Raw genomic sequence first — 19,514 nt, forward strand, 5'->3', positions numbered from 1 at the left:
AGTGTTTGGGTAAAAAAAAGTCGGATAATCATGGGTTGGATACCCATTCTTAATACAAAAAGCCAAAGAGCCACAAGGGAAGTTTTGCCCCCCATCCAGATTCTATTTCGTCACTTGCTATCAGATATTCACCTTCATTGAGAACTTGTTTAGGAGATTTATTTTTCCCACCCACTTCTATAGTTATTCCGTTGACCCAAAAGTCCCCCTTTTTTGGCTCAAAAACTTCGTGTCCAGCATTTAGCAATTGATTCAGGAGGAAAGTCTCTCGAAGGGCGCCTATATCCGGGGAGGAATTAATGGCAAAAGAAAGATTTGTGTTTTCTAGATATAGTTTATCTGGCTTTTGTAACCTTGAGACTCCTTTGCCCTGAGCGAGTAAAATATTCAGAATTTTTGCGTCTTTCAGCTGATAAATGTGCTCTACTATTCGATCTCTGGAAATACCTAGCTTAGCGGAAATCGACGCTATATTGGGTTTGAATGGAGCGGATTCTGCTATCACACCCAGTAGTTTTTTGACTTTTGCAGCAGTCCCCGCATTGTAAGATGAGATATAAGCTAGGTCTGTATCTACTACGGTATTGATTATATGTTCGAGTTTGGATCCGTACTCATTTTCGCCTTCCACAAAAATCGGCAGATAACCTCTGCTGAGGTATTTTTCGAAATAGGGTAATGGGCGTATTTTTGAAATTACTTCTTGGCTTATTTCCCGATGCCTTTTTTGTAGATCCTCAAGGGAAAAAGATGGGAAGTCACCTACCTCAGATAGTTTAAGATATTCCCTAAATGATAGACCGGGTAAGGTGTAACTGATAACTCGTCTGCTGAGGTCTGATTCACCTCGATAAATATCCAAAGCAGATGAGGCCGAAAAAATCACCTGGAGCTGAGGTAATCCATCGTAAATGTTCTTTAGTTCCCTTGACCAATTTGGGTATTTATGCACCTCATCGATCAATAAAACCTGGCCTCCCTGCTGAAACCAATCCATGGCTGTATCCAATAAGTTGTTTTTATAAAACCATGGGTGGTCCGCGGTAACGTATAGGCCATTTACATGACTTTTCTGTAAGGTAAATTTGAGGTGTTGAAGCATGAGTGTGGTCTTTCCGGCTCCTCTTGGTCCTTTAATACCAATCATTCGCTGTTTCCAATTGATTTTTTCTTTTAAAAATCTTTTGAAATCCTCTTTAATGCCTAATAGTAAGGAATCTTGGAAATCGATCAATAGCTGCATAATGAAGTTTTAAAACCTCATAAAAATATAAAAAATGTTGTTTTAAAACTACAAAAATACTTAAAGCTCGTTTGTTTTGTGCCCAAATACTTTCTAGACTTCTTGTTATGACCTGAGTCTCCAAAATGAGGTTGTTTGTAAAAATAAAAATAGTGTTTTCGGAAAACAGGATAAGTAGGTGGTTAAACCTTCGAGGTCTTGAAGACCTCAAAGGTTACTTTCTCTCCCTGACCATCTTCAAAAACAATCCTTCCACCCGTTCCCGGGCCCAGGGAGTTTTTCTCAGGAAAGTAAGACTGGATTTGATCGAAGGATTATGCGTAAAGCAGCGAATGGGAATACGCTCTCCGAGTTCTTTCCAGCCAAAGTGTGTGACCAATTGCTCCAAGATGGTATCTAGTCTTAGGCCGTGAAGGGGGTTGTTGGGTTGGTGTTCCAAAACTATTTTTTGATTTAGATCGGGTTTTTAAGAAAACATGGAATGGTAAAATCAAGAATCCGGATGAGAAGGTTAGTAGAAATCAGTACTTCATATCTTCGAAGATAGATGTCAATTCCCTAAGGAAGGCTCTTTTTCTGTTTGGAAATATCCAATCATTCCACTTTGACATTCGAGAAGAACGGGTTCTCCTTTCTGCTTTTCCAGCACTTTTTGAATTTCTTCAAGGGTATGGACTTCCTTTCCATTGATCTTAATTATCAGTTCTCCCAAAGGCCATTCCATCTGATCAGCCTGAGTGCCCTGATGAATGTGGGTTACAACAAGCATGGGTTTTTCCTGATCCAGAATTTTTAGCATCTCGATTTGGGCATAAGGATCCACTTCTTGGATGGCTTGAATTATTTCAAAACTCAAGGGCTGGATGACCATACCAAATACCTCAAGGTATTTCCTTTCATTTAAAATAGGACTGGAAATGATCCCTTTTTCCGGGTTTGGCATTGCCTTGGCTTTGGATTGATGAACTTTTCCATCTCTTAGATACCTGATCTCCACTTCTTCGCCAATCGGGACCAGTTTCATTACATCAAAAATATTTTTGTGGCGATATAAGCCTTCTTTGCCGATTACTATTCCATGGCGGTCAAACTCCGCCCGGTTGATGGAAAGGATTACATCTCTCGCTTTGATGTTGGCCGCCTCTAGGAAACCATTGGTCTGGACTTTGGATACGATCACCCCCTTGGCGTGATCCTGTTTTAAAAGAGGATTGAAATTTTCTGCATTTTTTTGAAGTTTTCCCCCGATGCCTGCAAAGTGAGGTTCATTCAAAAGGATGAGATTGTCTATAATTATTTTTATAAAACTGGCTGGAGTAATGAACCCAATGTTTTGAGCATCTACTATCATGGCGGTGTTAAGTCCGATTACCTTCCCGTCTTCGGTTATGCTAGGCCCGCCCGAGTTTCCCGGATTAATAGCGGCATTGGTGACAAATCGCTCTGAGGTGAACTCAGACCCCGAAATAAAATTTGTGATTTCACCTCCGGTAATATTCGGCTCTACCATCCCTAGAGGGTAACCAATCGCTTTGATGAGTTCTCCGCGGGATGGATTAGCACCTTCTCGGAGCTCCAAGTAATCAATGGGCTGAATCGCCAATTTTTTAAAGCGTTGAAGTTCCTTATCCATCAGCCTGATTAAAGCCACATCCGGCTCCAGCTGCTTGACCAGTCCGACTATTTCGGCTTCGAAGCGTTCCTCGCTAGTGAGCATAGAGCTAATTTCAATTTTCACTGCATTTCGGACTACGTGGCCATTCGTTACAATGTATCCTTCGAGGTCTTTGTACTTGACAAAAAATCCAGAGCCAGACCAGATACCAGGTATTTTTACAGAGGGATTTAAAACGGACTGAATATCCTCCTCAATGTACCCCTCCACAAGTATCTGAACGACTCCGCTCATCATTTGGCGAGCGATATCGTTGAGCTTATTTTTTTGCCTAGGACTCATTCTTCTTTCAAAAGAAATTTCAATGAGAGAATATAAAAAAAAATGACCTTATCTCACCTGATTGGGTTGAATCAAATCCCAGAGATTTCCATACAAATCCTTGAACACGGAGACTATACCATAGCTTTCCTCAGCAGGCTCGCGGATAAATTCCACTCCCTTGGAGCTGTAGTTTTCGTAATCCCGATAGAAATCGTCGGTATAAAGAAACAGAAAAACCCGTCCGCCTGCCTGAAAACCGATTTGCTTTTCCTGAATCTCATTGGCGGCTTTGGCCAAAAGCAAATGGCAAGTGGACCCCGGAGGAGCTACCCTCACCCAGCGCTTGGTTTCACTCATCGGGGTGTCCTCCAGCAATTCAAATCCCAAAACCTGTGTGTAATACTGAATCGCTTCGTCATAGTCTCTGACGAGGAGGGAGATTTGTCCGAGTTGTTGGGGCATTATTTCGTAATTAGTATGATGATCTGTTTTGGAAACTAAAGTAGGCCAAACAAGATAAAAATAGCAGAGATAGCTTTCCTACTTTTCCCCAAGCTTGACTTTTGAAGGGGAAAGAATTTTTTAAGTCTAATTAACGGGATGATTTCAGGCAGTTTAGCTATTTCACTTTATTTTTAGGCAAAAAACCACTTTATGAGACTTTTCCTTTACGCGATTTTGTTGACTCTTTTTGTCCAATGCCAGACAAAGACCCAATCTGAAAACCCCAATCCAGCACTGATTTCCAGTGGCGAATATATCAGCTTGTCTTTGGATGATTCTACCTCCAATATCAGCACCGGCTACCAATACTTTGATGCTGGGGAAAGAGAATTTTTCTTCAATCTAATTTGGGAAAGTAATACCCTTCAAGTCTACGATTTGAGCTCTGGTAACAAGATCAAATCCCTCTCTTTTGAGGCAGAAGGGCCATCCGGAGTAGGGGATGTTTTTGCCTTTCATGTGCATAGCCTTGACAGCATCTTTTTGTTTAGTCCGCCATTCGGGCAAAGGTTTCATTTGGCGAATTTGGAAGGTCAGATTTTGAAAAAGTTTGAATACGAGATTCCGGAAGGAGGAGGTTCTGCTTTTGTTCACAATGCATTTATGATATCTCCTCCCGTTCTGGAAGGGTCCAAATTGGCAGTTAACCACCGGTTCCCTCAAAATATGCGGGAACTCACCGGGGAGAAATTAGCCGGCCAATCCTTTGGCTATCAGATTGATTTGAGTACTGGAGAGACTGAATTTTTTGCCCATCTTTATCCAAATGATTACCTGACCTCGGGTCTAAAGTCGGTTGATTTTAGCCGAGCTCAGGGAAAGGATCAAATCGTATATTCTCTAGTCGGAGATCATCGGATCTTTGTGGCCTCGTCTTTTGACGAGGAATGGAAATCAGTAGTTGCCAAAAGCCAATTTTTGGATGAGGCTTTACCGAGTTTTAATGCGGATGCAGTTTATGAAGAGTTCCAATCCTATGCTTTCTCTTCGAGCAGATATGGTTCGATTTTGTTTGACCCATACAGGGAGGTTTACTATCGGATTGCGTTTCCCACTCTTCCGGAAGCTAGTATTGCCGATATCAGAAGTCAGGGAAATGCCTTGGGACCATTTGTGGTGATGGTTTTGGACTCCGATTTGAAAGTGATCACGGAGAAAAAATTTGAATCCGGGAAGTATCATCCGGACAATGTTTTTGTTGGGAAAAAGGGCCTTTACCTATCCTTGCAGCACCCTAATAATCCGGAAAACAGGGAAGAGGAGATGCAGTTTGAGTTGATTGAATTGAGATAAGAAAATTGTTTTTTGATTAAAGAAATGCCCCCAACAAGGGTATGACTTTTTGGGGGCAAATCAATAGTGGCTTTTTAACTCATTTGATTGTTCCTGTTAGGCATTCATCTCGCTTAATTCCTGAGCAAGGGGAAAGTCAATCGGGAATTGTGTCAGGTTGTGGATGTAGTTGGAGATGATTTTGTCCCCGATCACCATCACTACATCAATCAGGTTGGCTTCGGTATAGCCCCCTTCGAAAAAGGCATTCTTGCTTTCTTCGGTTGCTTTTCCCCTTTTTTCAGCTACAGATTTGGTGAATCCAGCCAAAGCATCCAGTTTGGCATCGAACGAAGCCGATCCTCCTCTGATTTCCAGAATCTGCTCATCGGTAAATCCATTCATCTTCCCCAATACGGTATGGGCTGACTGGCAATATCTACAGCCATTGACCTGAGAGACCACCAGGTTGATGACTTCTCTTTCTTTGGCCTTGAGTGTGGATTTTCTGTTTTGGAGTGCCAGGTAGTCGCCAAGGGCTGTTTCGTTTTTGGCATAGTAGGCGTACAGGTTGGGGACAAATCCCAAGCCTTTCTGTAGGTTGTCAAAAATAGCCTGATTGGCTGGACTTACTTCTTCTCGGGTAGGTACTGTGAAATTTTTCATCGTGGTATTGTTTTTTTGTGTTTAATAAAATGAACAATACAAAGATGTAGGACCAAAGTGCCCTAGAGTTAGCCCGTTTTTCCCGAGGAGTTGGCAATTTTTCCCAATCGGAGATTTTCTCTGAATTCGGAGGGGGAAAGCCCTTCATTTTTCCTGAAAAAGCGGCTGAAACTCTGCACATCTTCAAAGCCCAGTTCGTAGCCGATCTCACTGATTGGATTATCTGTATATCCCAAAAGCCTTCGGGCTTCCAAAATAATCCGGTCATGGATGTAGCTCAAGGGACTTTTGGCCCCCAGTCTGGAAAAGGCATTACTGATCGTTTTGGGTGATTTGAATAGTAACTCGGCATAGTCCGCCACTTGATGCTTTTTTCGGAAGTGCATTTCCACCAAAAAGTTAAACTCCCGGATCAAATCGGATTTTTGGGCATCCAATTTTCCTAAATGAGTTTGTTGGCTGTAAAGTCGGGTACAAAGAATCAGCAACCTTTTGAGGAGCATTTGCAGCATCTCGAGCTGCAAGGCGTCTGACTCCTCCCGGATTTCCATCTGAAAAACTCCCCAAAGGGCTTCCAGTTTGGCTTTATTTTCGGTATCCAACTCGATCACAGGAAGTCTTGATGAACCATAAAATAGAATTCCTTTGCAACCTACCTCGGAATCGTGATCCAGAATGCAGAAAAAGGGTCTGTTGAACCTCACCAAACGGGCTTTTGGAAGGCTTTTGACGGATAGTTTATGGAATTCGGTCAGGCAAAGGATTTGATCTGCTTCGAAAGTCAAACAGACTCCGTCAATGATCAACTCGGACTTTTCCAAAATCCATAGAAAAGCTAGCTCAGATTTAACCTGATTGGGCAAGCCAACACTGCTTGTCTCAGGGATACATTCCAGCTGCAAAAATTCACCTGTCGGTCCATTAAATACCATACGTTCAGAAACCTGAACTAGGGAATTATGATTCCAATTAGGAATTAAAATCCGGTTTTTTGGCGTGTAGCTGTTGTCGCTGTTCAGGATTTGTAATCCTGATCCTCGATCATAGGATTTTCAATCTGGATACACTTTTTAGTTTCTGTTTTAAAGAGAATTTAGATTTAGTGATAAAAAAACTTTGGATCTAAATTCGAGGATGCATCCCCTAGAATATCTGAATGAACTAAATCTATCCCAAAAGACTGGAAGCAATTCATATGAAGATAGGGTGAGCACTATTCCGGATGTATTTTCTTCCTCCTGAATTCTTTCCACCCAAATCTACCGGGGAGAGTCGGACTTTCTTTCGAAGACCAGCAGAGGGCCGTTGTGCTGTGATATAAGGATTAGCGTTTTGCCACTACCATGCATGAGTGAGGCCATAGCTCTTCCCTGTCCGCGCACCAAGAATCCGGAAAGATTCAATGTTTGAAACTTCATGTTTTCTTTGTCCAAGAAGAAAGTTAGCCCTTTAAGTGCATCATACCTTCCGGTAACTGTCTCATTCCCGAAGAAATTGCCTATGGCCAAGAGTTCATTTTCATTGCTGGTAAAGCCAAATACAGGGGCAAACTGAGCTTCAATAGGCAAAGGGATAAGCTTGAATCTTCCTGTTGAATCTTGCTTAAGGTAGCTGGTTTCGAAAGTTTCTCCTTCGAGAATTATGGCCTGTTCCAGATCAACTCCATGAAAAAACTGATCCATTCGGAAAGATCCATAATCTGAATAGATCAAGAAACGATTTTTCCAAGAAGGAATCTGGGATACCACTGCATCTCTGCCCGGAACGGCAAAATAGCCATCTTCCATAAATTGAAACAGAATAGGATCAACACTTTGATTTTGGTCAAAATCTTTGGCAATCAGCTTTAAAGGGGATTCTGGGGAAGCTTTCCACCGAATGTTTCTTCCAAAATTTCCTAGGAGGTATTCCGGTCTTCCATCTCCATCCAAGTCTTTGGGAAAAATAGAGGTCCACCATCCCTTGGAATGCTCGGGACCTATTTGGGCAGTAATATCTGTAAAGATGATTTTTCCATTGTGATGCTCCTGGCGAAAAAACTTGATCGGCATCCATTCTCCAGTAAGGATAAAATCCACTTTTCCATCCTGATCAAAATCAGTCCACCTTGCCGCACTGACCAGGCCGATCTGGTTCAAATCCGGACAAAGCTCTTGGGTGACATCGATGAATTTTCCACCCATATTTTTCAATAGTTTGCTTGAAGCAGGATAGGGATACTTCCCGGGTACAATTCTACCGCCGATTAGGATATCGGTCAAACCATCCCCGTCAAAATCAAAAGTAGAAACAGAAGAGCCGCTGATCGGTAAATCAGGAAGGAGTCCCTCTTTTAAAGTAAAGTTCCCTTTACCATCGTTAAGATAGATTCGATCCTGGTAGTATTGACTGCCTTCTTCATATCGGGATCCACCGCTGACCAGGTATAGGTCCAAATCCCCATCCTGATCCAGGTCAAATAGAGAACTTTCCATATCGTCATAGGGATATTCCTCGGCTAAAGGTCTTTTAGAGAACGACCCGTTTTTTTCCTGCAAAAAAAATACTCCGGGATTGTTTTGAGATCCACCCACGAAAAAATCTTCCAAACCGTCTCCGTTCACGTCACCTACGGTGATTCCCGGACCATTTTCTGAGTGTTTGTGAGGGAGGAGTCTTTGCCGGTTAAAATCTTTGTAGGGAATGTGGGTATGGCTGTGGTTGATTCCGAGTTGATTGCTTACTTCCCTATAATACGGACTAGGAATTTCCTGCCTCTCGGGGAGTAATTGAGGGGTTGCATTGGTATAAGATAGGACGAGTCTTTGGTTGGGCTCGAGGTCTTGTAGGATTTGCTGTTTTCCATCCGGCCACAAAATCCTCAACGAGGTGACTTTTCTGGCTTGACCCAACCCAAAGTGGGGGTAAGGTTCCACGAAAGATTTATATCCTCGGGTAGGATAATGCTCATAATAAATGGCCTGTTTTGCATTCTCTTTATCGAATTCGACCCAAATCTTGGCTCCAAAACCTTGAGTATTTGAAGGAGGTCCTTGGAGTTGAACTTTTAAGTACTTTGCTTTTTCAGGAAATTTCTCTGCGGATAGGTTGCGGTAAATAAAGGCTTTATCATTCAAATTGTTGATGATTAGATCCAGGTCACCATCATTGTCCAGATCCGCATAGGCTACCCCATTGGAGATAGAAGGGTGGACGATTCCCCATTCTTTGCTCTTGTCCTCAAAGGTTAGATCTGTATTGTTTTTAAATACAAAGTTATTGAGTCGTACTTCTTTAAGTTTGCTCAAGCCTTCCAGTTGAAGTTTCCTTCGTTCTTCGGGGGTGGTGAAAGGCCCCAAGTTTTGAGTGAAATTAATGTAATCCAGGTCCGTGATGTCTTTGCCATAGCCATTGCTGATAAATACGTCTCTCCAACCGTCATTGTCTAGGTCGGCAAAAAGCGGAGACCAGCTCCAGTCGGTTTGGGAAACTCCCGCCAAAAAGCCGATCTCTGAAAAAATTCCCTTTCCCCGATTGAGCTGAAGGGTGTTTCTGGCATACTGAGGTTCATAGCCTAAGGATAGGTTTGCCTGGTAGAGATCATAGTTTTCTGTGACGGCAAACATGGTTTTTTGACGAATATTGTCAGGGGGGAACATATCCACCACCAGGATATCTGCCAAGCTATCGTTGTTGAAGTCTGCAATGTCCACACCCATGGCATTGAAACTTTGGTGATCGAGCATATCGCTGATCTGATTTTCAAAGGTGCCGTCTCCCCTGTTGATGTAAAGAATGTCATTGGTCAAAAAGTCATTGGCTACATAGATATCGGGAAATCCGTCTTGATTGATATCGGCAATGGATATTCCCAATCCATAGCCCTCGATCAAAATTCCTGCTTCCAGGCTTACATCCGAGAAGCTCCCATCCCCGTTGTTTCGATAGAGTTTATCATTACTTTTTCCTTTTCCGCTTTTGTTCCTGGGTCTGGAGACATTGCGCTGAAAGCTTTCCAAAGCATTGGATAGTAAGTAGACATCCAGATCACCATCCAGATCATAATCAAAAAATGCTGCTTGGGTATTGTATCCTCTATCAGCCAAACCAAAAACTTCGGCCATTTCCTTAAATCTGGGGACTCCCTCTTCATTGTTTCCCTGATTGATGAAAAGTAGGTTGGGATCGGGAAAAGTTTGATCTCGGTTAGATACAGATAAATAGATGTCCAGAAGTCCGTCATTATTGATATCTACTAATGTGGCTCCCTCTATCCAGGAGCTGGTAGAAACCCTAGCCTGATCGGTCACGTCCAGGAAGGTAAAATTCCCCTGATTTAAGTACAGTCTGGAACTGACCTGATTTCCTGTAAAAAAAATGTCGGTAAGCCCGTCTCCATTGAAATCTCCCGCCGCTACACCTCCTCCATTGTAGATGTAGTCAAAGTCCAGCACGTTGAATTCCTCGGTTATGGAAATTTCATTGGAAAATGTGACCCCTGTTTGAGCTGCGGGCAACAATTGGAACAGAAAGTTTTTTTCTGCGGGTTTTTGACAGGAAAACAAAGCCAAAATGGATAGTCCAAAGAGGCAGAAGAGATTTTGTGGAAAAAATGAGTTTGTTTTTTTTGAAGAGAATACCATGATAGAAGTCTGGAAAAGATAAATGAAAGTATGCATATCCGCTTTCTTTCCAGTGAAAGAATAAATTATCGGTATCCTCCCAACTGGATGAGCCTTGGTCTATTGTCTGTCGTTCGGGGGCCAGTTATCCACAACATGTCCGCTTAGAATCTCCTCTACAGCCAGGATTGAGTTTAGGCACAAAAGAAAGAAACAAACAAAGGTCCAGAAGCTTTTGGACAATCAAAAAAAGAGGCCGTCACATTAGGACAGCCTCTTTGGTGTTTGTTTTGTATTGAGCAAAATCCTATCCTTATTTTTGACTTTATTTTAGGTCAACTAAGGTCTAGAATTTTTTTTAGTGCCCCGGATTTTGGTCCGCATTTGTCAAGGCTGAATTGTTGTCGATTTCCTCCAAGGGAATAGGAAGAAGATCGTACTTGCCTTGCCAGGTTGGAATCGGTTCTGATGGGAGCGTATTTTGTCTACGCCATCTTCTGATATCCCTGTTTCTAATTTGTTCTCCTGCAAGTTCTACCCTTCTTTCATGTTGAATAGCCGTGCGTACTTGCGCTTGACTGGCTACGGGATAATTTGCGGTGGGATAGGGTGGCATGTTTACACTTGGTCTTGCTCTCACCTGGTTGAGATAAGGAAGGGCCATAGCTGGACCGCTCAATTCATTTTCCACTTCAGCCATCATCAGCAATACATCAGCATAGCGGATCACCCGAAAATTAATTCCGGATTGCAGGTTCTCAGCATCTCTTTTATAGATTGTCTGATATTTTCTCCAGCTGGCGCGTTCGGTATCTCCTTGTACCTTGTCTTGAGTAAGGATTGAGTTTCCACCGTTGTATTCATCCCCAATTTGGAAAAAGGTATAGCTTATTCGCGGATCGTCTTTTTCATCTCCGGAAGAGACTCTTTCGAACTCTTCAAAAAGCGGTAAACTTGGGATTACATTCCTCCATGCTGTAGGGCCATATTCCTGGCCGCGGAAAGTCACTTCTGCAATTCCTCCTCCGTCTGCATTCCAGGCATCAGCGGCACCAAAATCTTCTGAGAACTGAATTTCCCAGATTGACTCTGCATTGTTTTCTGTTTCTTCCTCAAAGTTATCCAAATAGCGATCGACCAAACGGTATTCTCCGGAGGAAATGACCTCCTGCAAGAAAGGTTTAGCCAAAGCAAAATCGCCTTTAAACAAATGAACTTTAGCTGCTAAAGCTTGCGCAGCACCCTTGCTAGCTCTTCCCACGTCACTTCCTGTATATTCACTTCTCACTGGCAACTTGCTTATCGCATCAGTCAGATCGCTGATGATCAATGCATACACTTCACTTTCGGGTGCTTTTGGATTTCCATTGGGTGAGGTAGCAGAGGAGGTCATCAACGGAACATCCCCCCAAAGGCTAACCAGCTCATAATAAGCCAAAGCACGGAGAAACCTGGCTTCCCCAATCACACGGTTTCTTAAATTCTCAGTGATATCTTCAGTAGCGGAGGCGGAGTTTTCCAAGACCAGATTGGCCCGGTGAATTACCCGATACCAGCCTCTCCAATTGGCAGAAACCAGTGGATTGGAGGCATCAAAGACGTGATTCAATACTTGGGCTCTTTGTGCTTCCAACTGAGGTCCTCCTGTATCACAGTCATCAGAAAGTAGATCTTGGAGAAAAAAGTACTCTCTATTGTAGAGATTGTTAGCCTGAAGGCTAGCATAGGCCGAATTTACGGCAGCTACGAGTTGTGGACCTGTACGGTAAAAGGTCTCTACGGATAATTGATTGGGATTGATTGGATTTAATTTTTCGTCATCACAAGCCACCCCTGAAATCAATATCAATAGGGTCGATAATATTTTCCTAGTTTTCATATGATTTATTGTTTGATATTGAGTCGATTAGAAAGTAAACTGAACACCACCTATGAATGTCCTTGCCGCAGGAAACTGACCAAAGTCGATGCCTGTACCCAAGGAGGCGTTGATTCCCGTCCTTACAGCTATCTCAGGATCGTATCCTGAATACTTGGTGAAGGTCAGTGGGTTTTGAGTCAAGAAATAAACTCTGACTCTGGAAACATACCCATTGGTCCAAGAGCTGAGCTTTTCCGTAGGAATCGTGTAGCCAATCGTCATGTTTTTAACTCTCATGTAAGAGCCGTCTTCCACGAATCTTGAGCTGGCGCGAGCATTTCGATTCGGATCCCCGGACACAGCCCTAGGCACATCTGTATTGGTATTTGTCGGGGTCCATCGATCAAGTACGGCTGTAGAAGCATTGAATAACCTAGTCATGCCTTCGGTATGGAACCTGAGATTGTTGAAGATTTCATTTCCTTGGACACCCTGAACAAACATGTTAAAGTCAAAATTCTTATAGGTCGCATTGAAGTTTACCCCATAGGTAAAATCAGGCAAATAATGACCTAAAAATGTTCTGTCATTCGCATCTATAACTCCGTCTCCATTGATATCCCGGAATCGGATATCTCCCGCTGCGGAATTGGGCTGGCCAGGTACATTTTCACCTTGTTGAATAATTCCATCCGCTATCCATCCATAGAAGTAAGCAATCGGTCTTCCCTCCTCAGTGAAGGTCAGAGGATCTCCCTGAAAATTGGGACCGAAAATTGTTCTTCCTGTACCCAGAGATACCAGTTCATTGGAGATAAACCCTAAGTTACCATCTATGGAAAACTGAAAATCCCCACTGTATTTTCTGTACCCTACAGTAAACTCTACCCCTCTGTTCTGAACAGTGCCTACATTGGCGACCGGTGCTCCGTCAAAACCCAGTGATGGAGGGATTGGCACTCCCAGAATCATGCCTTCCGTCCTATTGTCAAACCATTCAAAAGACAGGTTGAACTTATCGTTGAACAGACCTAGATCTACTCCGATGTTCTTCATTTTGGTTGTTTCCCATCTCAAGTCCGCATTGGCCAAAGCCGTGATTGTCCCTCCACCCTGAAGGCTGCCATCAAAATTATAGAACAGGTTACTGTTGATTGTTCCTTGGTATACATAGTCTCCGATCCGGTCATTCCCGGTCTCCCCGTAGCTTCCTCTGAGTTTTAAGTCACTGATAAAGGTCAGGGATTTCATGAATTCTTCTTCACTCAATCTCCATCCCAAGGAAAGAGAAGGGAAAGACCCCCATTTGTTGCTTGGGCCGAAGCGGGACCCTCCGTCTCTTCGGATGGAGGCACTCACCAAGTATTTTTGATTATAATCATAGTTTAATCTACCCACGTAAGAAATCAAGGCATATTCAATCAAGTTGCTTGAGGCAGTTTGATTGGCGACTCCTTGAAGTACTCTCACATCGTTGGTTAGGCTATTCTCCCCAGTGCCGGTTAGGCTGGAGTTTTTGAATGTTTGCTGTTCGATAACCCCTAAGACGTCAAAATTGTGATTGCCTATTGATTTTTGAAAGGAAAATTGATTGCTGATCAAAGGAGAGACAAAAGAGCCTCTTGTTTGGGAAAGGGTAGCAAATGGCTGATTGTTGAAGTCTCCTGCAAAGAATCTAGGGGTATATTGATTGTTGATGCCTTGATTGATATCCAAGCCAACCAAAAACCGGTATTTGAAGCCTTCAAAAGGAGTAATATCAACATAAGCTGTACCCAAAATCTTATAATCCTCTTGCCTGTTTTGTCTTAAAGTGGCATTAAGTACTGGGTTTTCAGGGTCACTTCCATCCACTCGGTCCGGGGATCTGAATCCACCCAGCCTATTGGGGTCTCTTACCGGAATGTAAGGGACCTGCTTGACAATATGTTCCAGTTGGCTTCTTCCCCCAGTGAAAGGTTCGTTGTTTCTATCGCTGTAGGAAACAGTCAAGGTTTGACCCACACTCACGAATTTATTCAGTTTAAAGTCAGTGTTGGCCCGAAAGGAAATCCGTTCAAAGTCTGTCCCAAGCATGATTCCTTCCTGGGCAAAATAGCCGAAACCAATGTTGTACAGCGCATTTTCATTTCCTCCAGAAATGCTTAGGTTGTGGTCCTGAATTGGCGCTGTCCTAAACATTTCGCCTTGCCAATCGGTCTCCACATTGGCTAAATCCCCCAGATCATTGAATCTTTGTGGAAGAGGCTGGTCACCATTGGTGAGCAAATCAGTCCCAAATGCCAAATACTGTTCCCTGTTTAGGAGATCCAGTTGTTTCCATGCCTGTTGTGTTCCGTAATAGGAATCAAAATTGACCTGCATTTTTCCGGCTTTTCCTTTTTTGGTAGTCACCAAGATAACTCCGTTTGCAGCTCTCGACCCGTAGATAGCAGCGGCAGAAGCATCTTTTAAGACTTCGACAGACTCGATATCTGCCGGGTTGATCTGATTTAAGCCGCCTGCAGGAACACCATCAATGACAAACAATGGATCGTTGTTACCCACAGTACCAATACCCCGGATTCTCACTATTGGATCTGTACCTGGGGCTCCTGCATTGGTAACTTGCACACCTGCAGCACGACCTTGAAGTGCTGATGCGACATTGGGTACGGGGAGGGCCCTGATTTCTTTTGAGCCAATCGAAGAAATCGCTCCGGTGACTTTGGCCCTCTCTTGTGTACCATAGCCCACGACGACAATTTCTTCTAGGACATCCGTATCTTCCTTCATTTGAATTTGCAAATCCGTAGTGTTGCCCACCGGGATTTTTAGGGTCTGATATCCTACAAATGAGATAACCAAGGTGGCCCCCTCATTTACAGAGATGGAAAACTTCCCATCTGCATCTGTTACCGTTACAGTATTGGTTCCTTCGACTAAGACAGTCGCCCCGGGAAGAGGGTACCCTTTCTCATCTTTTACAGTTCCAGTGATGTCGATTTCCATCGCTGTGAATACTTCGACAGGGTTGCCTGACTTTTCTTTCCTCACGTCGATGCTGTGATTCACTTGGCGAAAACTAAGCTGGGTCTGTACGGCAACCTCGCGAAGCAAGCTTTCCACAGAGCCCGAGGGATTCGAAAACGACACTTCCGTATTTGGATTGATGCTTTTCCTGTCAAATGAGAATGTAAAAGGTGTTTGAGCCTCTACCTGACTGAAAAACCTACCGATGGAAAGATTAGTGGAAGCCAGCCTGACTGATACCTCTCCGATTTCTTTGTATTGCCCATTAGCCATATTGGCTAAGGCTAAATTGAACACCAGCAGCTGAAAGATAAATCCGTATAGGAAATATTTGGACAGCATAAAAATTGTCTTTGGTACGTTTAATTTCATATTTTCAAGGGTTTATTGGATTGAAAGATTCATTAAATCTGGATTGTAGGTGTTTCCATTCCCCAATGATCTCATCCTGCATCCAGCTTGGGCCGGCAGATTTCTTTAATCTGCTGGCTTTTTTATTAAGAACTGTTTATTCTGTTTTTCATAGGATTAAAATTTAATTTCTACTACTTTTTCATTGATACGATAGTCAAAGCCCTCTACATAGGACATACTTTTCAGGACATTTTCCAGGATTTGGTTTTGATACTCTCCCGAAAACTCCCAGTGGACATTTTCAGCATTGGACAAGTTGATCTTCACTCCATACCAGTTCTCCAATTTTTTGACCACCTCGTTGAGACTTGCTTTTTTAAACAAAATCACCCCGTCTTTCCAGGCAGTGATTTCTGCTATTGAAAAGTCCTGAATTGCACCGGTGCGGGCAGCCAAATTATAAGTCATTTGTTGACCCGGATTAAGGAAAAACTCCTCTTGCTTGAGCTCTTCGAGGATTTTGACTTTCCCTGTCACTAATGAGACTTTTACCCTTTCTTCCCCCTCGGTATTGATATTGAATGAGGTCCCCAAAGCAGTGGTAATCACCCCTTCGGAAACTACCGAGAAGGGCCGGTTTAGATCCTCAGCTACTTTGAAAAAACCTTCACCCTTTAATTGTACTTCTCTTGAATTGCCATCGAAGCTTGGCGGAAAAACCAGACTGCTAGAAGAGTTGAGCCATACCTCCGTACCGTCCGGAAGAGTTAGAAATAACTTTTCACCCGGGGAGGTAATTTTTTCTATGTTACTTACCATGTTGGATTCAATTGGGATAGGAGGGGTTTCTTGTTCCTCATGAATCAACCAAGAGAACAGAATAGCTATAAAAAGAATGGCTGATATCCGTTGAAACTGGGAGAATCTACTCCAAAACCCAAGGTGATTTTTCGAAATCCAATTTCCATCATTGGTGGCTGTTTCCAGACTGGGACTCCCCTGTAAAATCTTGGTAAGAATCTCAGCCTTGACTTCTGGATCGACGTGATGTTCTTGAAATTGGATTCCCAATACAATTTCTCTTGCTTTTTTGATTTCAGGAAGAAACTCAGGGTGGGCAGTGATCCATGAATTCCAATAAGCATCCAATTCGGGATCAGAATCTTTAACCCACCTGACAAACTCCTGATTAGTCAAAAATTTTTCTACTCTTTTCATCTATTGTAATTTTTTTCTGCCCAATCTCAGGATCTCAAATACTTTTCAAATCCTTGAAAGGAAAAAACCTCCGGCCCTGATTTTAGACCTTCCACGATTTGGGCTTGTCCTATTGATCTATTCAATAGGGCTTCCTACTCTAAATGAGCAGCTTGCTTAAAATGACACCATGTTTTTTTATTTTTTTTTCAAATCCGCAGAGAAAGTGCGAATTGGCAGTGGGAAGCCGGTCAAAAATCCATTTTAAACTTTCTTTTTCGGTATATCAGATTCAAAAATGTCCCCATGAAGACAATAAAAATGGGGGTGACCTTTGGTTTAGATTGGCAAAAATCCAGTACCTTATCTGAAGGAATTTCTTAAAAAGCCCAAGGATTGATAAAGTAGATTTCTCGCAGACTTGATATTTTCCAAGCCCATGATTTCCTTGATCTCCAAGTAGGACATTCCCTCGTAAAAGAAATAGTAAATGATCTCTTTTCTCCGTGGGCTTAATGTTGCAATGGCTTTGTTTAATTTTTCCCGGGTCACGGAATCGATTTCTTCCTCAATCAAAATTTGTTCATGAGAGAAAACAAATTGAAAATACTTCGACTCGCTTTCTAAATCCAAAGAAGCATATCCATGGATGTCCTCTTTGAGAATTCTTCTCCGAAGACTTTTAAAAAGATAAAATTTGATCGAATCGGTGGGACCTAATTGACTTCTGTTTTTTCTTAGGTGGATGAATAAGTCTTGAATACAGTCTTTAACCAAGTCAGTCTTTGAACAAAATTTCTTGCCGTAAGAATACAGCACTTCAAAGTAATTTTGGTAGATGTGAATAAAAGCGGACTCATTTCCATTTCGGAACAGATCCCAAATCACCCCTTCTTCTTTTTCGGAGAGGGTAGTGCGACTGGAATCAGTGCTTTTTAAAATAAACGAATAGTTACTTGGGTTCTTTTCCATCTGCACAAAAACTTAGGTAACTTCCAATTTTTTTTTTGGAATATCAAGAATCTAATGGATTTTTTGATTTGTGTTTACCTCACTTGAAATTGGCGGATTTAATTTATGAAGCAGTATCCCGTAGGTTCTATCTGGAACGGAAAAACCTTCAAGGTCTGAAAACACCTCAAAGCTTGGCTTCCTTTTGGATCAAAGACCTCCGCTGTTCTGGATTTTCGCTGTTTTCGCTGTTTTCGCTGTTCAGGATTTGTAATCCTGAACCTCGATCATAGGATTTTCAATCCGGATACATCTTTTAGCCTCGGTTTTAAAGAGAATTGGGATTTAGTGATTAAAAATCTTCCGATCGAGCTTCGAGATTGCAAATCTCGAAGAGCTGAGAGCAAATTATAAATATGCTTTATCCAAGAAAAATAGGTATTAAAAAATGATTAAATTTTTGGGTTTTTAGGTGGGTGTAAAAATATTTTCCTTACCTTTTAGTCATTAACTTTTCACTTTTTCCCAAAAACTATGAAATCAAACAATCAAACAATCAAACAATCAAACAATCAAACAATCAAAAGTAGCATTTGGCTGATTGGCTTTCTACCCTTTTTAATCATGGGTTGTGAAGGAGGCCTCGTCACAGATGGGCCAACCATTCAATTGGATCCCAGCGAATCTGTGCAATCTTACCAGATTGACTCCGAGTTGGCTAAAAAAGTGGCTATGGGTTTTTTCTCAGAGGACTCCAGTTTTATTGCTGCCCGAAAAGGAAAACCTTCTCCAAAAATCCGGGAAATCGCCAGAGTAAGTTTAGCGGATAGTTTGGATTTTGAGGCCTATGTAGTAAATGTGATGGAAGGCTTTGTGATGATCGCAGGGGATTCCCGAGTGATGCCGATCTTGGCCTATTCCACGGAAGGAGAACTGACACCTGAGGACCTCGAAACGGTGAATGGGCTTAAAGTTTGGTATCAGGAAACCATGAAGCAAATTGATTTAGAGCTTAAAGAGGTGAGAGATGTCCACCCGATCGTATACAACGAATGGAAGAAATATACCGAAGAGTTTGATCCAACGGGACGAATTTGGAATAATGAAGTGGCCTATAATCCAAATACGAATTGCTATGAATGGTACCAATATGGACAATTTATGTGTAGCCCATACTTTTCAACCAATAAAAGGTTGCCATTATACTCGTATCATCCAGTAGAAAATTCTTCGGGAATAAAATGGGGGCAATCGGGCATCTCCAATTATTATGCTCCTTCCAATTCCTCCTGCTCCCCATGCAATAGGAGTCCAATAGGCTGCGGAGCGGTAGCTATAGCGCAAACGCTTTGGTATTTTAGGCCAGGTAGTTATGCTTATTCCTCTATGCCTGCCAATTCCAATGGGAGTTGTTCACCTTCAGGACTTGGTGAATTTAGCCTTGCAACTTTGATGTTTAATTCTGCAACAAATGCGAATACGATTTTCAATTTTGGTGGATGTAATGGAATGACCCTTCCAGGGTATATCAGCCCTGCTTTGGAGCATATGGGGATGATTGATGGTGGGAATACTTCCAACTTTAATCCATCCCTGCTAAATAATGAACTTTACCAAGGCTACCCGGCTATATTTTATGGGCATGATGCCCTAGATGAATGGCACATATGGACTTGTGATGGATTTAAAAGACATAATTACAGATCCTACGACTGTGACTTAGACGGATGTATGGAATGGTCTTATACTTGGTATTTTATGAATTGGGGATGGAATGATAATGATCTTAATTTATATAATTCAGACACAACAACTTCAAATGGTTATTACAGCTTGGGCGTTTACACACCTTCGCAATCATCAAATACTTATAACAATGGTTTAAAAATAATAACAGGAATAAGATGAAAAAAA

At 42.3% G+C, this 19,514-nt stretch carries 13 protein-coding genes; 2 read left to right on the forward strand and 11 right to left on the reverse strand.

The genetic code is table 11. From position 1 onward, the window contains the following. Nucleotides 1-49: 49 nt before the first annotated feature. From AAA943_RS03815 to AAA943_RS03830, 4 genes are all read right to left on the reverse strand, one after another. The gene (locus AAA943_RS03815) at nucleotides 50-1,147 is read right to left on the reverse strand and encodes an ATP-binding protein (RefSeq protein WP_338222928.1); all 1,098 of its coding nucleotides are present in this window, start codon (nucleotides 1,145-1,147) and stop codon (nucleotides 50-52) included. A 310-nt stretch (nucleotides 1,148-1,457) separates the two neighbouring features. Further along, nucleotides 1,458-1,682 carry a VF530 family protein gene (locus AAA943_RS03820; RefSeq protein WP_338222929.1) on the reverse strand — a complete coding sequence of 75 codons (225 nt, stop codon included), beginning with the start codon at nucleotides 1,680-1,682 and terminating at the stop codon, nucleotides 1,458-1,460. Between the two features lie 111 nt (nucleotides 1,683-1,793). Then, nucleotides 1,794-3,200: a S1C family serine protease gene (locus AAA943_RS03825; protein ID WP_338222930.1), complete on the reverse strand. Its 1,407-nt coding sequence runs from the start codon at nucleotides 3,198-3,200 to the stop codon at nucleotides 1,794-1,796. A gap of 48 nt (nucleotides 3,201-3,248) precedes the next feature. Then, nucleotides 3,249-3,644: a VOC family protein gene (locus AAA943_RS03830; RefSeq protein WP_338222931.1), complete on the reverse strand. Its 396-nt coding sequence runs from the start codon at nucleotides 3,642-3,644 to the stop codon at nucleotides 3,249-3,251. Between the two features lie 192 nt (nucleotides 3,645-3,836). Between AAA943_RS03830 and AAA943_RS03835 the strand changes: the two genes are divergently transcribed. Then, on the forward strand, nucleotides 3,837-4,979 hold the full coding sequence (locus tag AAA943_RS03835; RefSeq protein ID WP_338222932.1) for a DUF4221 family protein: 1,143 nt from the start codon (nucleotides 3,837-3,839) through the stop codon (nucleotides 4,977-4,979). Between the two features lie 96 nt (nucleotides 4,980-5,075). On the opposite strand, the gene AAA943_RS03840 is transcribed toward AAA943_RS03835, so the two are convergent. The 7 genes from AAA943_RS03840 to AAA943_RS03870 all read right to left on the reverse strand — a co-directional run bounded on the left by AAA943_RS03840 (nucleotide 5,076) and on the right by AAA943_RS03870 (nucleotide 17,621). Beyond that, complete coding sequence (locus AAA943_RS03840; RefSeq protein WP_338222933.1) at nucleotides 5,076-5,624, reverse strand: carboxymuconolactone decarboxylase family protein; 549 nt, start codon at nucleotides 5,622-5,624, stop codon at nucleotides 5,076-5,078. Between the two features lie 68 nt (nucleotides 5,625-5,692). Continuing rightward, on the reverse strand, nucleotides 5,693-6,556 hold the full coding sequence (locus tag AAA943_RS03845; RefSeq protein ID WP_338222934.1) for a helix-turn-helix domain-containing protein: 864 nt from the start codon (nucleotides 6,554-6,556) through the stop codon (nucleotides 5,693-5,695). 327 nt (nucleotides 6,557-6,883) lie between these two features. Then, nucleotides 6,884-10,120, reverse strand: a complete 3,237-nt coding sequence (locus tag AAA943_RS03850) for a VCBS repeat-containing protein (protein ID WP_338222935.1) — start codon at nucleotides 10,118-10,120, stop codon at nucleotides 6,884-6,886. 463 nt (nucleotides 10,121-10,583) lie between these two features. Beyond that, nucleotides 10,584-12,104 (reverse strand): RagB/SusD family nutrient uptake outer membrane protein, encoded by a 1,521-nt coding sequence (locus AAA943_RS03855; RefSeq protein ID WP_338222936.1) that lies wholly within the window; start codon nucleotides 12,102-12,104, stop codon nucleotides 10,584-10,586. Between the two features lie 27 nt (nucleotides 12,105-12,131). Further along, nucleotides 12,132-15,470 carry a SusC/RagA family TonB-linked outer membrane protein gene (locus AAA943_RS03860; RefSeq protein ID WP_338222937.1) on the reverse strand — a complete coding sequence of 1,113 codons (3,339 nt, stop codon included), beginning with the start codon at nucleotides 15,468-15,470 and terminating at the stop codon, nucleotides 12,132-12,134. A 156-nt stretch (nucleotides 15,471-15,626) separates the two neighbouring features. After that, nucleotides 15,627-16,670 carry a FecR family protein gene (locus tag AAA943_RS03865; RefSeq protein WP_338222938.1) on the reverse strand — a complete coding sequence of 348 codons (1,044 nt, stop codon included), beginning with the start codon at nucleotides 16,668-16,670 and terminating at the stop codon, nucleotides 15,627-15,629. 342 nt (nucleotides 16,671-17,012) lie between these two features. After that, nucleotides 17,013-17,621, reverse strand: coding sequence for an RNA polymerase sigma factor (locus tag AAA943_RS03870; protein ID WP_338222939.1), 609 nt, complete (start codon nucleotides 17,619-17,621; stop codon nucleotides 17,013-17,015). Nucleotides 17,622-18,224: 603 nt separating this feature from the next. Here AAA943_RS03870 and AAA943_RS03875 point away from each other — a divergent pair. Further along, the gene (locus tag AAA943_RS03875) at nucleotides 18,225-19,508 is read left to right on the forward strand and encodes a Spi family protease inhibitor (RefSeq protein ID WP_479374282.1); all 1,284 of its coding nucleotides are present in this window, start codon (nucleotides 18,225-18,227) and stop codon (nucleotides 19,506-19,508) included. The last annotated feature ends 6 nt before the right edge of the window (nucleotides 19,509-19,514 follow it).

Origin of the sequence: Algoriphagus confluentis (assembly GCF_036245625.1) — a bacterium.
In the GTDB taxonomy this organism is placed as follows: domain Bacteria; phylum Bacteroidota; class Bacteroidia; order Cytophagales; family Cyclobacteriaceae; genus Algoriphagus; species Algoriphagus confluentis.

Excerpts from the sequence above, each read along its gene's own strand:
- AAA943_RS03870 (WP_338222939.1), bottom strand. The coding sequence starts at position 17,621 with ATGGAAAAGAACCCAAGTAACTATTCGTTTATTTTAAAAAGCACTGAT.
- AAA943_RS03860 (WP_338222937.1), bottom strand. The coding sequence starts at position 15,470 with ATGAAATTAAACGTACCAAAGACAATTTTTATGCTGTCCAAATATTTC.
- AAA943_RS03855 (WP_338222936.1), bottom strand. The coding sequence starts at position 12,104 with ATGAAAACTAGGAAAATATTATCGACCCTATTGATATTGATTTCAGGG.
- AAA943_RS03840 (WP_338222933.1), bottom strand. The coding sequence starts at position 5,624 with ATGAAAAATTTCACAGTACCTACCCGAGAAGAAGTAAGTCCAGCCAAT.
- AAA943_RS03875 (WP_479374282.1), top strand. The coding sequence starts at position 18,225 with ATGGGTTGTGAAGGAGGCCTCGTCACAGATGGGCCAACCATTCAATTG.
- AAA943_RS03830 (WP_338222931.1), bottom strand. The coding sequence starts at position 3,644 with ATGCCCCAACAACTCGGACAAATCTCCCTCCTCGTCAGAGACTATGAC.
- AAA943_RS03815 (WP_338222928.1), bottom strand. The coding sequence starts at position 1,147 with ATGATTGGTATTAAAGGACCAAGAGGAGCCGGAAAGACCACACTCATG.
- AAA943_RS03835 (WP_338222932.1), top strand. The coding sequence starts at position 3,837 with ATGAGACTTTTCCTTTACGCGATTTTGTTGACTCTTTTTGTCCAATGC.
- AAA943_RS03825 (WP_338222930.1), bottom strand. The coding sequence starts at position 3,200 with ATGAGTCCTAGGCAAAAAAATAAGCTCAACGATATCGCTCGCCAAATG.
- AAA943_RS03865 (WP_338222938.1), bottom strand. The coding sequence starts at position 16,670 with ATGAAAAGAGTAGAAAAATTTTTGACTAATCAGGAGTTTGTCAGGTGG.
- AAA943_RS03845 (WP_338222934.1), bottom strand. The coding sequence starts at position 6,556 with ATGGTATTTAATGGACCGACAGGTGAATTTTTGCAGCTGGAATGTATC.